This is a genomic window from Streptomyces sp. NBC_01717 (assembly GCF_036248255.1).
Classification (GTDB): domain Bacteria; phylum Actinomycetota; class Actinomycetes; order Streptomycetales; family Streptomycetaceae; genus Streptomyces.
This window is the reverse complement of record NZ_CP109178.1, coordinates 9039629-9054872: the sequence shown is the minus strand read 5'-3', so window position 1 is coordinate 9054872 and position 15244 is coordinate 9039629. Positions and strand designations below refer to the sequence as shown.

The window sequence follows — 15244 nt, the reverse complement described above, 5'->3', positions numbered from 1 at the left end:
TCACGGCGCAGGGAGCCCGACCGGTGATTGCATACGGTATGGAGTATTGAAATCGTGTGTCCAGTGGGGCGGCATGAAGCTTGACCAGTGCATTACCCAACTACCTTTGGACGCCGTGCCGTTACGCGCCGCAGTCGAGTGGGACGACTGGTTCCGGGCATGCCGAAGGGCCCCGCGGGGCTCCCCGCGGGGCTGCACGGGACAGGGCCCGCTGCGTCACATCGCAGCGGGCCGCGTCCTCACCTCCGCTGTCAGCGCAGCAGCTTCACCGCCTCGACGACCAGCGGGTGCACGCCCGGCGCGTCGGAGTCCACCAGCGTGCGCAGCCTGGTGCGCATCCGCGGGTCCCAGAACCTGCCGATGTGTCCGGCCAGTTCGGTGGCCGCCTGCCCTGCGGGCAGATGGGCGAGGTTCAGCGCGATGTCATTGGCCATGCGGCATTCGGACGGCTCGGTGGCGGCCATGTGTGTCAGTCTCCCGCCGTCAGGGCGCCCACGGGGGCCTCGGCGGCCGCGGTGGCCCCTTCGTGCCCCGGCGACGCCAGGGCGACCTGGACGGCCGTCACCTTGTACTCCGGGCAGTTGGTCGCCCAGTCGGAGTTCTCCGTGGTCACCACGTTGGCGCCGGTGACCGGGTGGTGGAAGGTCGTGTAGACGACGCCGGTCGGCATCCGGTCGGAGACCATGGCCCGCAGCGTGGTGCGGCCGACCCGGCTGGCCAAAGTGACCGAGTCACCGTCGGTGATCCCGCGGTCCTCCGCGTCGTGGGGATGCAGTTCCAGTACGTCCTCGGGGTGCCAGGCGACGTTGCCTGTGCGGCGCGTCTGCGCCCCGACGTTGTACTGGCTGAGGATGCGCCCGGTGGTGAGCACCAGCGGGAAGCGGCGGGTGGAGCGCTCATTGGTCGGCACGTACGAGGTGACGACGAACTTGCCCTTGCCGCGGACGAATTCGTCGATGTGCATGACGGGCGTCCCCTCGGGCGCCTCGGCGTTGCACGGCCACTGAACGCTGCCCACCTTGTCGAGCAGCCCGAAGGAGACGCCCTCGAAGGTCGGGGTGACCGCGGCGATCTCGTCCATGATCTGGCTCGGGTGGTCGTACGCCATCGGATACCCCATGGCGGTGGCGATCTCGGTGACGATCTGCCACTCGTGCTTGCCCGCCTTCGGCGCCATCACCGCGCGCACCCGGTTGATACGGCGCTCCGCGTTGGTGAAGGTGCCGTCCTTCTCCAGGAACGACGCCCCGGGCAGGAACACATGCGCGAACTTGGCGGTCTCGTTGAGGAACAGGTCCTGGACGACGACGAGTTCCATCGCCTCCAGGGCCGCGGTGACATGCTTCAGGTTCGGGTCGGACTGCGCGATGTCCTCGCCGTGCACGAACAGGCCGCGGAAGGAGCCGTCGATGGCCGCGTCGAACATGTTGGGGATGCGAAGCCCCGGCTCGGACAGCAGAGCGGTGCCCCACAGGTCCTCGAACACGGTGCGCACCGCGTCGTCGGAGACATGCCGGTAGCCGGGCAGTTCGTGCGGGAAGGAGCCCATGTCGCACGAGCCCTGGACGTTGTTCTGGCCGCGCAGCGGATTGACGCCCACGCCGTCGCGGCCGATGTTCCCGCACGCCATCGCAAGGTTGGCCATTCCCATGACCATGGTCGAGCCCTGGCTGTGCTCGGTGACGCCCAGACCGTAGTAGATCGCCCCGTTGGGTGCGCCGGCGTACAGCCGGGCGGCCGCGCGCAGTTCCTCGGCCGGAACCCCGGTGACCGGTTCGACGGCCTCGGGGCTGTTCTCGGGGCGGGCCACGAACGCGGCCCACTCCTCGTAGCCCTCGCACCGCTCCGCCACAAAGCTCTGGTCGACGAGCGCCTCGGTGACCACCACGTGCGCCATGGCGTTGACCACGGCCACGTTGGTGCTCGGTCGCAGTTGCAGATGGTGGTCGGCCTCGATGTGCGGCGAGCGTACGAGGTCGATGCGGCGCGGGTCGACCACGATGAGGCGAGCGCCCTCGCGCAGCCGGCGCTTCATCCGGGAGGCGAACACCGGGTGCCCGTCGGTGGGGTTGGCTCCGATCACCATGATGACGTCGGCCTCGGCGACCGAGCGGAAGTCCTGGGTGCCCGCGGATTCACCGAAGGTCTGCTTGAGCCCGTAGCCGGTGGGCGAGTGGCAGACGCGCGCACAGGTGTCGACATTGTTGTTGCCGAACGCGGCGCGCACCATCTTCTGGACGACGTACACCTCCTCGTTCGTGCACCGTGAGGAGGTGATCGCGCCGACCGCGCCCGTCCCGTACGTGTCCTGCAGTGCCCGCATCCGGCGCGCGACGGTGGCGATGGCCTCGTCCCACTCGACCTCACGCCACGGGTCCGTGATCTTCTCGCGCACCATGGGCTTGAGGACGCGGTCGGGGTGCGTGGCGTAGCCGAAGGCGAAGCGGCCCTTGACGCACGCGTGGCCCTCGTTGGCGCCGCCGTCCTTGTACGGCACCATGCGGACGAGTTCGTCGCCGCGCAGTTCGGCCTTGAAGGAGCAGCCGACGCCGCAGTACGCACAGGTGGTGAGGACCGAGCGGGTGGGCATGCCGAGGTCGACGACCGACTTCTCCTGGAGCGTGGACGTCGGGCACGCCTGCACGCAGGCTCCGCAGGAGACGCACTCGGAGTCCATGAAGGACTCCCCCGCGCCCGCCGCCACCTTGGAGTCGAAGCCACGTCCCTCGATGGTCAGGGCGAACGTGCCCTGGATGTCGCCGCAGGCACGCACACAGCGGGAACAGGCGATGCACTTGGACGCGTCGAAGTCGAAGTAGGGGTTGCTGGTGTCCTTCTCGGCGTCGAGGTGATTCTCCCCCTCGTAGCCGTAGCGCACCTGGCGCAGTCCGACGACGCCCGCCATGTCCTGCAATTCGCAGTCGCCGTTGGCGGGGCACGTCAGACAGTCCAGCGGGTGGTCGGATATGTAGAGCTCCATGACGCCCTGGCGCAGCTTCTCCACCTTGGGTGTCTGGGTGCGCACCTGCATACCGTCGGCGCACGGGGTGGTGCAGGAGGCGGGTGTGCCGCGCCGGCCGTCGATCTCGACCACGCACAGCCGGCAGGAGCCGAAGGCCTCCAGGGAGTCGGTGGCACACAGTTTGGGGATGTCGACGCCGGCGAGCGAGGCGGCACGCATCACCGAGGTGCCCTCCGGCACGCTCACCGGAATGCCGTCCACCTCGAGCGCCACCGTGGCCTCTCCCGGTCGCCCCGGGGTGCCGTGATCGGGTTCCTTGAGCAGGGTCATGCCGTGCCCTCCGTCCTCGTGTCGGCGGCGACTTCGCCGAGGAAGTCGTCCGCGAAGTGCGTAAGGGCGCTGCGCACGGGCAGCGGGGTCAGTCCGCCCATCGCACACAGCGAGCCCTCGGTCATCAGCTCGCACAGGTCGTCGAGGAGCGCCAGGTTCTCGTCCCTCTGCTCTCCCGCCACGATCTTGTCGATCACCTCGACGCCGCGCACCGAACCGACCCGGCACGGTGTGCACTTGCCGCAGGACTCGGCCGCGCAGAACTCCATGGCGAAGCGCGCCTGGGCGGCCATGTCGACGGTGTCATCGAAGACCACGATGCCGCCGTGGCCGACCATCGCCCCCGCCGCGGCGAACGCCTCGTAGTCCATCGGCAGGTCGAACGAGGAGGGCGGAAGGTAGGCGCCGAGCGGCCCGCCGACCTGCGCGGTGCGCACCGGCCGGCCCGACCGCGTGCCGCCGCCGTACTCCTCGATGAGTTCGCGCAGCGTGATACCGAAGGCGGTCTCGACGATGCCGCCGCGGGCGATGTTGCCGCCGAGCTGGAACACCTGGGTGCCGCGGGAACGCTCCACGCCGAGCTCCTGGTACGCCTTGGCGCCCTGGGCGAGGACGACGGGGACGGTGGCAAGCGTCAGGACGTTGTTGACGACGGTCGGCTTGCCGAACAGGCCCTCGATCGCGGGGATCGGCGGCTTCGCGCGGACCATGCCGCGCTTGCCCTCCAGGCTCTCCAGCATGGAGGTCTCCTCGCCGCAGATGTACGCGCCCGCTCCGACCCGCACGTGCAGATCGAACTCGAGCGGCGTGCCGAGGACCGAGGTACCGAGCCAGCCGCGGTCGCGGGCCGTGTCGATGGCGGCGCGCATCGTGGCGACCGCGTCCGGGTACTCGGAGCGGATGTACAGGTAGCCCTCGCGGGCGCCGACGGCGTGCGCGGCGATCGTCATGCCCTCGATGAGCAGAAACGGGTCGCCCTCCATGAGCATGCGGTCGGCGAAGGTCCCGCTGTCGCCCTCGTCGGCGTTGCAGCAGATGAACTTCAGCTCGCCCGGGCAGTCGAGGACGGTCTTCCATTTGATGCCTGCGGGGAAGCCCGCCCCGCCACGCCCACGCAGGCCCGAGTCGGTCACCTCGGCGACCACGTCGGCCGGCGGGAGCTTCAGCGCGGTACGCAGCCCTGTGAGACCGCCGTGGCGCAGATAGTCGTCGGCGTCGAGCGGATCGATGACGCCGACGCGCGCGAAGGTGACCCGGTTCTGCTTGGCCAGCCAGGGCAGTTCGTGCACCGGGCCGAGGCGCAGGGGGTGCTCGCCGCCGTCGAGGAGGCCGGCGGCAAGCAGTGCGGGAACGTCGTCCGGGGTCACCGGACCGTAGCCGATACGCCCGTGCTCGGTGGCGACCTCGACGAGCGGCTCGAGCCAGAGCATGCCGCGCGATCCGGTACGTACGAGATCGACGGCCACGTCAGCGCTGTCGGCGGCCTGTTGGATTGCGGAGGCCACCTCGTCGGCACCCACGGACCGGGCTGCCGAGTCGCGGGGGACGTAGATCCGCACATGGGGCTGTGCGGGATGCTGGGTCATGACCGGGGTGCCTCACTTCCGTCGGGTGTGGCGCCGACGCCGTTGCGCCGCGTCTGGTCGGTTCCGTGGAGCAGCGCGCCGAGCCGTTCCGTGTCCACCCGGCCGTGCAGGCGTCCGTCCACTTCGACGGCGGGGCCGAGGGCGCAGTTGCCGAGGCAGAAGACCTGCTCGACGGTGACCGAACCGTCCTCGGCGGTCCGGCCCAGGGTGAGTCCCATCTGCCGTACGTACTCCACGAGATGCCCCGCGCCCTGAGCCTGGCAGGCCTCCGCGCGGCAGACGCGGACGGTGCGGTGGCCCGCGGGCTCGGCGCGGAAGTCGTGGTAGAAGCTCACCACTCCGTGTACGTCGGCCCGCGAGAGGTTGAGCTCGTCGGCGAGCACCGGCACGGCCTCCTTGGGCACATGCCCCAGTTCGGCCTGCACGGCGTGGAGGATCGGCAACAGAGCGCCACGCTGCTCGCGATGGGCGGCGGCGATCTTCCTCACCACCTGCTCCACCGTCGGATCACTGGTCCGGATCTTCATGGTCGTGCGGCCTTTCGTCAGGGCCGTGGAAGGAGTACGGGCACGGGCACCTGGGGGTCCGGTCCGAGCACCACGGTTCGCGTTCACAGGGGCACCTCGACCTCCCCTCGCGCGCACGGCGCAAGGGGCGAAACAGTCCTAGCGAAGCATGCAACCCTGATGCATACAAGCTTTTTGCATACAGGATCCCATATGGAGTCGCCTGCCGCTCCCGCTCCGGCGGCCGGTCAACTCCGCTGTTGGGGCACTGCGTTGATCCAGCGCGCGACCACCCTCCGCCCCGGTGGGACATCACGCAAGGTCGTCGCGGGACATCACACTGCATACGAAAACCTGTATCCTGAATGGACCGCCGCGCGGTCCGCCCGGGGGTAACGGCCGGCACAGCCACCGACTCGGTGAGCTCGGGGGCGGAACAGGAGAACCATGCGCCAAGGCCTGACTGCTGGCTCCGCCCGACGCGTCGCCCGCCCGACGCCGCTGCGCCAGGCGGTGTCCGATGCCCTGGCAGAGCTGATCATCAGTGGCACCCTGAAATCGGGCCAGCATCTGGTCGAATCAGAACTCGCCGAGCAGCTGGGGGTCAGCAGGCAGCCCGTGCGCGAGGCGCTGCAGCGCCTGCACACGGACGGCTGGGTCGACCTCAGGCCCGCCCAGGGCGCGTTCGTGCACACCCCCACGCAGGAGGAGGCGACCCAGCTCCTCGACGTCCGTACGGTGTTGGAGACCTACTCCGCACAACTGGCCGCGCAGCACGCCAAGCCTGAGCACATCGAGCGCTTGTGGCAGCTCCAGCAGGAGGGCGTGGACGCACTGGCGGAGAGTACGACCGACCGCCTGGTCGCCGCGAACACGGCCCTGCACACCTACATCACATCCGTGGGCGGCAACGACGTGCTCGCCGAGCTGATCGCGCAGGTGGGGCGCAAGGTCCGCTGGTACTACACCCCGATCGCCAACTCCCGCTCCAAGGGCTCCTGGAACGAGCACGCCCGCCTCATCGAGGCCATCGCGAAGGGCGACCCGGAGCGGGCCGGCGAGATCATGCGCAAGCACACCGAGCGCACCCGCACCTACCGCAAAGCCATCGCAGCCGAGGCCGCGAACGCCTGACCGTCGCCGGAGCGCGCGGTCCCGGAAGCGGATCGCGCCAGCGCGCCCAGTGAGGGGTGCACCGCGTCGGACCCGATGACGGCACTCAACTCGAGCAGCCACGGCAGCACGGCGCCGAGCAGAATCCTGGAACCCTCGCCGTCCGCCCCCAGCATCGCCTCGGCCGGGACGCGCACCGGGTCGGCGACCACCGTGGACGTGGCGCTGGCAAACGGCGCCCCGTTGGCGCTCGCCGGAACGAACAGGCCGGGAGCGTGGGCCGGCACGCCCCAGAGCGTCAGGCCACCGTCCGAGGCGACAGGTGGCGACGACCAGACATAGCTGTCCGCCTCACCTGCGGCGACCACATCACGCTTGTGTGCCCGCAGCACCACCACGCCTCCGGTACGCCGCGCGGTCGAGCGCACCGCCCCGGCGCCGTCCTCCACCAACGCGAGGGTGCACAGGTGGCGGCCGGCCGCGACCTCACCCCGCAGCCACCGGCCGCCGTACGCCTCGACCACCGTGGCCGCAGCGTAGTGGGACTGGAGCACCGCAGCCGTGGCCGGGCACACGGGCATGACCCGGGCGACCACCTCGGCGGCTCGCGCCAAGTAGGTGCCGCCACCTTCCGGTTCGGCCGAGCAGGTCAGCCCGAGGAGCCCGGCCCGACCGAGGGCCGAGACCGCCTCGCGCGGGAACTTCCCTTCCCGGCGCGCCAGTTCGCCGGCCGGAGCGATGACGTGGTCCAGGACGTCTTGCAGTGCGCTGGGATTCGACACGGGGCGCCCCCTCAGGTGCGATGTCCGATCCGCCCCGGGCGGGCGGTCCCGATGGCCTCGGCCGCGGATGGCGGAGCGGCGAGGCACTGCTTGCATTGCATACAGTATGCCATTGATGCCCGCGGCGCTATGTGTCGGACGGCCACGGCCACCCGACTCCCCTTCGAAAGGCGCAAAGTCGCGCGGACGCGGGGATCGCTCAGTCGAGGTCCGAGATCTCCCTCAGCAGCCCCGATGCCACATCGAAGACAAAGCCCCTCACGTCGTCGGTGTGCGGCAGGAAGGGCGACGTATGCACCCGCCGCATCGACTGCCGTACGTCCTGGTCGACGTCCCGGAACGACTCCACCGCCCAAGCCGGCCGCTGCCCGACCTCCCGCTCCAGCTCGTACCGGAACTCCTCGGTGAGCGTCTGCAGGCCGCACCCCGTGTGGTGGATGAGGACGACGCTCCGGGTGTTCAGGGCGCGCTGGCTGATGGTGAGGGAGCGGATGGTGTCGTCGGTGACCACTCCACCGGCATTGCGGATGGTGTGGCAGTCCCCCAGCTCGAGGCCGAGCGCGGCGTGCAGGTCGATTCGGGCGTCCATGCAGGCCACGACCGCCACTCCGAGGACGGGCCGGGCATCCATTCCGGGGTCGCGAAACGCGTCGGCGTAGGCGCGGTTGGCCCGCACCAGGGAGTCGATGACCGATTCCTGGCCAGGGGAACCGGTGGACGGGCGTGCACCGGAAGGTGTCGATGTCAACATGCTCGGTCGCCTCTCAGGGTCGATGCTCGGGTAGAACGGAGCCGGGCAGAACGCTGTCGCCCCGGCGAACCGGGGCGACAGAAGGGAGACCAGAAGTGGTCGTCAGGAGCGTGGGCGGCCCACTGCGGGGGCGCCGCGCCGGGACCCCCCGGCTCCGCGCCCCCCGCGCGGCGGGCCGAACCCTCACCTCCTGCTCAGAACGCCTCCCTCTCGACCGCGCCTGCGGCCGCGCCGGTCCCCTCCTTCGGCCGGCTCGGTGCCCGTAGGAACACCGCCAGCACGGCGGAGGCGAGACCGATGCTGCCTGCCAGGGCGAAGGCACCGCCGTAGCCCCAGGCACCGACCACGAGGGCGCCGACACCGGAGCCGACCAGGCCGGAGATCAGCTTCGAGCTGTAGACCATTCCGTAGTTCGAGGCGTTGTTGTTCTCACCGAAGTAGTCCGCGGTCATCGCCGCGAACAGCGGGAAGATGGCGCCGCCACCGAAGCCGGAGACCATCGAGCAGAACAGGAAGAACGGCATCGAACCGATGTCGCCGGAGAAGAACACCCCGAACTGTGCGGATCCCAGGACCAGACAGACGATGATCAGTGTGTTGCGGCGTCCGTACCGGTCGGAGATCCAGCCGATGACACCCCGGCCGGTCCCGTTCACGATCGCCTTGAGCGACATGGCCGTGGCCACGATGCCGCCGGCGAACCCCATCTCCTTGCCGAACGGCACCTGCATGGCGATTCCGAAGATGTTGATGCCCGCCGTGCAGAGCAGGCAGAACCACATCATCCACAGCACCGGGGTCCGGGCCGCCTCACGCGGGGTGTATTGCTTTGCCGACGGCGGGTTCTTGGCCAGCGAACGCACGATCCTCGGGTCGTCCGAGACCTTCAGCGGGTCGACGTGATCGGGCCACCAGTTCTTCGGCGGGTCCTTGAAGAACCAGCCGGCGACCGCGACGGCCGCACAGCAGATGACCCCGACGGAGACCAGTACACCCTGGTAGTTGGACAGATCCATGTACGAGGTGAAGAGGAACACGAACGGCACCGAGCCATAGGCGAAACCGCCGTTGACCATGCCGGTCTTGCCGCCCTTGCGCTCCGGGTACCACTTGCCGACCATGTTCACGCACGTCGCGTAGACGAGTCCGGCGCCGATACCGCTGAACATGCCGAAGCCGAAGTAGGCGACGATGACATGCGGCGCGTACGCCAGCGAGAGATAGCCGAGCAGGGTGCCCAGCGCTCCGAGCATCATCGCGCTCTTGGCCGGCAGCCGCCCGCTCTCACGGAGCTGACCGGCCGGGAAGGCGACAGCTGCCTGGAAGAAGATCCAGACCCCCATCAGCCAGAAGATGTGGCCGCTGGCCCACAGGTGCGCGTCGTGCAAGGTCTCCTCGGCGGAGGTGAACGCGTACTCCGACGAGCTGATGCCCATCATGCCGATCCATGGGAACAACACCATGGTCCAGCGCGGTCTCCGCATGATGTCCCGGTCACTCTCACCGAGCCGGTACACGCGGCCGTTGCGGTCCGTCACCTCCCTGAACGGGACGTGTGACAGTGTGTCAGTTGTCGTCATGCCATTTCCCCTACGTCGCAGAACCCTGGTCAGCGCCCCCTGTCCGGTTCCCACGTGCCGTCAGGACCAGTCCGCCCCGCGATCCGCCCCACGGCCGGCTGGGTTCCCTGCACCCTGACCCGGCCCGGAGCGCGCGTGCGCTCACAAGTCCTGACTTCGCGTCACCACATGTGCAACCCCCTCCACGACGACGGGAACAGTGATCCACTCCACACGCCGAACGCTTTGCATACGATATGGAGTAGACCGTATTCTGTAGACGGGCCGCCGCTCTGTCTAGGGGCCGCACTCCGTCTTTCTCGCCCGGATGTCGCGCGGAGGTCCGCGTACGTCGCATCGGACCGCGGCAGGCTCCCATCGGACCATGATCTCCTTTGGGCGTTGGGGTGTTGCTCAAGTCAGCGAAGCCCAGCGACACCGGCGCAGGGGCTCCGGGCGGTACGCGGCCCTCGATGCGCCTCCCGTCACTCAGGGGCCGGATCGCATCCACGGAGTCGAGACCGCGCAGGCTCGGCGGCGTGAAGCCGATCTCCGTGCTGAGCGCGTCAAGAGGGGCCGGGCACCCCAATGGCGCGGTCGCTCCGCACGTCGCTGTGGACGCGCGCAGGGCACACCCCGCCCCTGGGCCTGCCGATATTGCATTTCCGTGCAGCCGAAAGAAGTTGACGACCTCGCGGATGGTGGGCACCGCATACTCGTGCGATCGTGCGACGGGTCGTCGACGGCGCTCACGGTGGCGCTCATGGCTTCGGTTTGCCGTTCCACTGCGCCGTCGTGAGGTGAGATGACGCCGGGTGGGCGGGCCGGACGGTGCCAGGGGGCGCCTGAGAACACACCGTCCGGCCTCGCACCCGCGCCGCGGCGGCGGACGGGGTCCGCCGCCGCGGGCACGATGAGGGCCGACGCCTCAGCCTGAGGCCATACGGGCGGTACGGGCGGTGCAGTGCGGATACCCGTGAATCCGAGCGACGCGGTGCACAGCGCACGACCGACGCCGACCGGCGTGGCCATGACGACAACACGTACGTACGAACACGCCGCCGGCCGATCCGAGCGGCATCAGATCACCCCGCCGGTCCGCAGCAGTGCCAACTCCTCGTCACTGACGCCGAGTTCACCGACAAAGACCTCTTCGTTGTGCTCGCCGAGCAGCGGCGAGCTGGTGATGTCGACGGGGGAATCGGAGAGCTTGAGCGGGGATCCGACGGTGGCGAACGAGCCGCGCTCCGGGTGCTCCACCCGGACGACCATCTCGTTGGCGACCAGCGACTCGTCCTCGACGATCTCCTTGGTGGAGAGGATCGGCCCGCACGGGATGTTGTGGGCGTTGAGCTTCTGCAGGACATCCCACTTGGGGAGTGTCGAGGTCCACTCCTCGATCAGCTGGAACATCTTGCCGAGTTTCGGGAGTCGCACCTCCGGGGTCGCCCACTCGGGGTCATCGGCCAGCTCGGGCCGCCCGATCAGCTCGCTCAGCGGCTGCCAGCCGACCGGCTGCACGATCACGTACACGTAGTCGTTGGGCCCGCCGGGAGCACACCTCACCGCCCATCCGGGCTGCCCGCCGCCGGAGGCATTCCCGGAGCGCGGCACCTCGTCCCCGAAGTCCTCGTTCGGATACTCGACCAACGGGCCGTGCGCGAGCCGCTGCTGATCCCGCAGTTTCACCCGGCACAGATTGAGCACGGCGTGCTGCATGGCGACGTTCACGCGCTGCCCACGCCCGGTGTTCTCCCGCTGGAAGAGTGCAGCCAGGATGCCGGCGACGGCGTGGATGCCGGTTCCGGAGTCGCCGATCTGCGCGCCGGTCGCGAGCGGCGGACCGTCCTCGAAGCCGGTGGTGGACATCGAACCGCCCATGGCCTGGGCGACGACCTCGTACGCCTTGAAGTTGGTGTACGGACCCTCGCCGAATCCCTTGATGGACGCATAGACGATCTTCGGGTTGATCTCCTGAATGCGCTCCCAGGTGAACCCCATCCGGTCGACGGCGCCCGGCCCGAAGTTCTCCACCATCACATCGGAGCGCCGGATCAGCTCGGTCAGCAGTTCCTTGCCGCGCTCCGTCTTGGTATTGAGAGTGACGCTCCGCTTGTTGCAGTTGAGCATCGTGAAGTACAGGGAGTCGACGTCCGGGAGGTCGCGCAGCTGTTTGCGCGTGATGTCGCCGGTCGGCGCCTCCACCTTGATGACGTCCGCGCCGAGCCACGCGAGGAGCTGGGTGGCCGAGGGCCCGGATTGCACGTGCGTCATGTCCAGAACTCGGATGCCTTCCAGTGCCTTTGCCATGGCCGTCCTCACCTCGCTGATGTGTCGTGTCGTCGGGTTCGGGCTGGAGAGGAACACGGTCGTGTGAGGGCCCGGCCCCCACACGCACACCCTGCGCGACGACGGCAGTCATCGCGCCTGCACAACCCCACACTGTAGATTGCATACCGTATGGAGTAGCCATCATCGTGGCCGCAGCGGGCGTCGTTGTCCAGAGGCCGTACGCGATTCCGCAGGAAACCGTCGAGCCGCACCGGAGTTTCCGGTGACGAACGATCGTTTGTGGCACACACAGAGGTTCAGCGGAACGCATGGCACGGCGTCCGCGTGCTCTTCGGACTACTGTCCGGGCCGCGATGCCCACCCTCGTACAGGAGATCAAGGCATTCATCCGCACCGGCGCCGCCACAACGCCAGGAGCGACAGCCTCAACTCGTGACACAGCCTCTCCCCTGCGACTCACTCGTCCGGCTTCGCGACGCACGAGGCGGGACCGCGCTCCCGCGGCCCCGCCCCTCCCGCGTGCCGGCCGTTGCTTCAGGCCCAAGGCCCTGATCAGGGTGGCCCTTCCCCAGACGAGGTCACCGCATGGTGCGAGCCGTCACCAACCTCCGCGGACACAACACTCGCGGGCCCGCACCTCGTTCGTCACAGGGTGGCAAGCACCGCGAACGGGTCGGCCGTACCGCCGTTGTCGACGGCGGCGATCCTGCGGCGCAGCGCGAACGTGGTGCCGGGCTCGATCGTGACATTGCGCTGGCTCATCACCCAGATACCGGTGGCATAAGCGGTGAAGCCGGGCTCGTCGTAGAGCAGGCCGTACGTCTGGGAATCCGAACCCGTCATGCCGATCCACGGTTGAGCCGGCGTGAAGTCCGCGGGGGCAGATGCGGTGATGGTGCCGTGTCCGGCTACCCCGCTGCGCTGGCCTGCCCCGTCGTGGTCGAGTACGTCGCCCAGCCAGAAGGTGCGGGGCACGGCGCCGTTGTTGGTGAAGATGGTTTCGGCCGAGACCCAGGGCTCGTCCTGACGGATCGTGAAGGTGGTGGCCACTGCGATATCGGGTACCTGGGTGCTGGCGCCGGTGAACCGCGCGGAGGCTGCAGGCCCGTCGGCCGACAGCACTTCGAATCCCGTGGAGCGTACGGTCAACTGCTGCCAGGCGTTGGTTCCGCGCGGCTGGGCGGTCGAGGCGTAGGGCAGGTTCATCCAGTCCAGCTGGTCCAGATGTCCGACAGCCGCGATGTCCAGCGGCTTGCCCAGTGTCACGCCGGACAGTTGGGGATCTTCCGAGCCCGCCGAGACGGCCATTGCCATCATGCTGTTGGACAGGACGAGGTCATCGGCCGTCGCCTGGGACTGCGGACCGGGCACCGAGTGGCCGGTGCCCACGCGTACCGCCGCCTGCCGCAGGGCGATGTCGACTCGGGTCTGGTTGTCGGGGCGTACGGTCACCGCGGCGGTCACCGGCTCGTAGCCGACGCCGTTGACAGTAACCGTGTAGTCGCCGGGCGGTGCGAAAGCGAGGAACTCACCGGTCGCGTCGGTGGTGCTGGTGCCGAGGGTGGAACCGTCCGACTTCTTGATTGCGATCTGCACGTTCGGTGCGCTCCGGCCCGTGGCCCGGCTGGTTATCCGGCCGACCAGTCCGTCACCCGCGTCGATGCGCCGGGCGCCGGGTCTGCCGTCCTTCACCTTGAAAGCGGCGATGGTGTAGGCGGGTGAGGCCCCGTCGCCCGCCGCGAGGACGATACGCAGGTCGGAGCGCCAACGATCAGGTGTCACGTCGCATATGACGTAGCCGCGATACGTGCCGTTGTAGAACCGCACGTGCGGGTTGGCGGGCAGGCCCGCGCGGACGTCCGCGTCCCAGCCCGCGCCCGAGGAGATCGAGGTTCCGACGAACTCGGTCGCGATGGTCTCGGAAGTGGAGACGTCGAAGTCGGTCTTGAGGTCGTTGACCCAGTGGGTGTGCCAGTCACCGCCGAGCACCACGGGGTTGGACGGCCGTTCCTTGGCGATGAACTCGAGGATGCGGTCGCGGGCGCCCGCCATAGCCGTCCCACTGGTCCAGGTTGACGATCTTGTCAGGTCCCAGGTCGTAGTCGAACTGGGCCATGATGGTCTGCTGAGCAATGACGTTCCAACGAGCCTTTGAGGTGGCCAGGTTGTTCAGCAGCCACTTCTCCTGCTCCGGGCCGGTCATGGTGCGCTCGGGGTCCCAGACCTCCGGGGTCTGGGGCTTCCGGCCGTCCCCGTTCGCCTGGTCGGTTCGATACTGACGGGTGTCGAGCACGCTGAACTCGGCGAGCTTGCCGAACTGGACCTTGCGGTACATCAGCGCGTCGGCGCCGTTCGGCTTCTGCTCCGGCCGCATCGGGAGGTGCTCGTAGTAGGCCTGGTAGCCGTTGGCCCGCCGCTCGAGGAACGGGCGGCCGTCACCGGTCGCGCCCTGTATGTCACCGGCGTAGTTGTTCTGTACCTCGTGGTCGTCCCACGTGAGGATGAACGGGAAGCGGGCATGCACCGCGCGCAGGTCCGGCGAGGTCTTGTAGAGCGCGTGCAGTCGGCGGAACTCGGCCAGGCTGCCACCGGATGTTTCGTATATGTAGTCGCCGAGGTGGAGAACGAAGTCGAGATCCTGCTGGGCCATGTCGCGGTAGGCGGAGTAGCGGCCGCCGGTCCACGACTGGCAGGAGGCGAAGGCGAACCGCATACGGTCCACCTTTTTGCCGGGTGCGGGCAGGGTGCGGGTGCGTCCTGTGCGGCTGAGCACTCCGCCGGACCGGAACCGATACCAGTACCAGCGGTCCGGTGCGAGATCGTCCACCACCACGTGCACGGTGTGGGCGGCTTCGGGCAGAGCCGACACAGACCCGCTCCGGATCACCTTCCTGAACGACTCGTCGCGCGCCACCTCCCACTGCACCTCGACGGGTTCCGCCGGCATGCCACCGGTTTCGGCGTTCAGTGGGTCCGGCACCAGGCGGGTCCACAGCACGACACTTTCATGGTCGGGGTCGCCGGAGGCGACACCGAGGGTGAAGGGCGCCATGTCGAGTTCAGTGGCCTGGGCGGCGAGTGCCTCGCTCAGCTGAGCGACAGTCAGGACGGCGACCACGCCACCGGTCAAGGTGAGGAATCTGCGCCGATCAAGAGTTCTCAAAGAGTTGGTCATGTGTGGTGAGACTGCAACACGAAGATCGCCGATCGGCTGTCCGTGAGGCGAACAGCGACTGTCTGCATCCGGTCGATCTCGGTAGCGTTCGATCTCGTCGATGCCGGCCGCCCACCGACCTGCAAGACCTGTCTGCGTATCGCCGGCCGCCTCACCACCTGACCCGCAGACGATGACGGCACGGTCGG

At 68.7% G+C, this 15244-nt stretch carries 11 protein-coding genes and 1 pseudogene; 1 reads left to right on the top strand and 11 read right to left on the bottom strand.

Annotated features, from left to right (window positions below; translation table 11 throughout):
• Positions 1-251 precede the first annotated feature (251 nt).
• From OHB49_RS40895 to OHB49_RS40880, 4 genes are read right to left on the bottom strand one after another with little or no spacing between them, the layout of a single operon-like run.
• Positions 252-464 (bottom strand): formate dehydrogenase subunit delta, encoded by a 213-nt coding sequence (locus OHB49_RS40895; RefSeq protein ID WP_329166035.1) that lies wholly within the window; start codon positions 462-464, stop codon positions 252-254.
• Between the two features lie 5 nt (positions 465-469).
• The gene (fdhF, locus tag OHB49_RS40890) at positions 470-3292 is read right to left on the bottom strand and encodes a formate dehydrogenase subunit alpha (protein ID WP_329166033.1); all 2823 of its coding nucleotides are present in this window, start codon (positions 3290-3292) and stop codon (positions 470-472) included.
• A complete protein-coding gene (locus OHB49_RS40885; RefSeq protein ID WP_329166031.1) occupies positions 3289-4878 on the bottom strand; it encodes a formate dehydrogenase beta subunit in 1590 nt (529 codons plus the stop codon). Before OHB49_RS40885 ends, fdhF begins: the two co-directional genes overlap by 4 nt.
• On the bottom strand, positions 4875-5405 hold the full coding sequence (locus tag OHB49_RS40880; protein ID WP_329166030.1) for a formate dehydrogenase subunit gamma: 531 nt from the start codon (positions 5403-5405) through the stop codon (positions 4875-4877). Before OHB49_RS40880 ends, OHB49_RS40885 begins: the two co-directional genes overlap by 4 nt.
• Before the next feature lie 426 nt (positions 5406-5831).
• Between OHB49_RS40880 and OHB49_RS40875 the strand changes: the two genes are divergently transcribed.
• Complete coding sequence (locus OHB49_RS40875) at positions 5832-6518, top strand: GntR family transcriptional regulator (protein WP_030976140.1); 687 nt, start codon at positions 5832-5834, stop codon at positions 6516-6518.
• Here OHB49_RS40875 and OHB49_RS40870 read toward each other — a convergent pair.
• The 7 genes and pseudogenes from OHB49_RS40870 to OHB49_RS40840 form a co-directional block, all read right to left on the bottom strand.
• Positions 6479-7279: an acyl-CoA dehydrogenase family protein gene (locus OHB49_RS40870; protein WP_329166028.1), complete on the bottom strand. Its 801-nt coding sequence runs from the start codon at positions 7277-7279 to the stop codon at positions 6479-6481. The two genes, OHB49_RS40875 and OHB49_RS40870, sit on opposite strands and share 40 nt — an antisense overlap.
• Positions 7280-7478: 199 nt before the next feature.
• On the bottom strand, positions 7479-8030 hold the full coding sequence (locus tag OHB49_RS40865; RefSeq protein ID WP_030976136.1) for a beta-class carbonic anhydrase: 552 nt from the start codon (positions 8028-8030) through the stop codon (positions 7479-7481).
• A 194-nt stretch (positions 8031-8224) separates the two neighbouring features.
• Positions 8225-9610, bottom strand: coding sequence for an OFA family MFS transporter (locus tag OHB49_RS40860; RefSeq protein ID WP_329166027.1), 1386 nt, complete (start codon positions 9608-9610; stop codon positions 8225-8227).
• A gap of 460 nt (positions 9611-10070) precedes the next feature.
• Positions 10071-10310, bottom strand: a pseudogene (locus OHB49_RS40855) (hypothetical protein); the annotation flags it as partial.
• A gap of 359 nt (positions 10311-10669) precedes the next feature.
• On the bottom strand, positions 10670-11899 hold the full coding sequence (gene frc / locus OHB49_RS40850; RefSeq protein WP_329166025.1) for a formyl-CoA transferase: 1230 nt from the start codon (positions 11897-11899) through the stop codon (positions 10670-10672).
• Positions 11900-12526: 627 nt separating this feature from the next.
• Positions 12527-13933, bottom strand: a complete 1407-nt coding sequence (locus OHB49_RS40845; RefSeq protein WP_329166023.1) for an alkaline phosphatase D family protein — start codon at positions 13931-13933, stop codon at positions 12527-12529.
• Complete coding sequence (locus tag OHB49_RS40840; protein ID WP_329166022.1) at positions 13857-15056, bottom strand: alkaline phosphatase D family protein; 1200 nt, start codon at positions 15054-15056, stop codon at positions 13857-13859. Before OHB49_RS40840 ends, OHB49_RS40845 begins: the two co-directional genes overlap by 77 nt.
• Between the last annotated feature and the right edge of the window lie 188 nt (positions 15057-15244).

Coding starts and splice junctions, on each gene's coding strand:
- OHB49_RS40895 (WP_329166035.1), bottom strand. CDS start 464: ATGGCCGCCACCGAGCCGTCCGAATGCCGCATGGCCAATGACATCGCG.
- fdhF (WP_329166033.1), bottom strand. CDS start 3,292: ATGACCCTGCTCAAGGAACCCGATCACGGCACCCCGGGGCGACCGGGA.
- OHB49_RS40885 (WP_329166031.1), bottom strand. CDS start 4,878: ATGACCCAGCATCCCGCACAGCCCCATGTGCGGATCTACGTCCCCCGC.
- OHB49_RS40880 (WP_329166030.1), bottom strand. CDS start 5,405: ATGAAGATCCGGACCAGTGATCCGACGGTGGAGCAGGTGGTGAGGAAG.
- OHB49_RS40875 (WP_030976140.1), top strand. CDS start 5,832: ATGCGCCAAGGCCTGACTGCTGGCTCCGCCCGACGCGTCGCCCGCCCG.
- OHB49_RS40865 (WP_030976136.1), bottom strand. CDS start 8,030: ATGTTGACATCGACACCTTCCGGTGCACGCCCGTCCACCGGTTCCCCT.
- OHB49_RS40860 (WP_329166027.1), bottom strand. CDS start 9,610: ATGACGACAACTGACACACTGTCACACGTCCCGTTCAGGGAGGTGACG.
- frc (WP_329166025.1), bottom strand. CDS start 11,899: ATGGCAAAGGCACTGGAAGGCATCCGAGTTCTGGACATGACGCACGTG.
- OHB49_RS40845 (WP_329166023.1), bottom strand. CDS start 13,933: ATGGCGGGCGCCCGCGACCGCATCCTCGAGTTCATCGCCAAGGAACGG.
- OHB49_RS40840 (WP_329166022.1), bottom strand. CDS start 15,056: ATGACCAACTCTTTGAGAACTCTTGATCGGCGCAGATTCCTCACCTTG.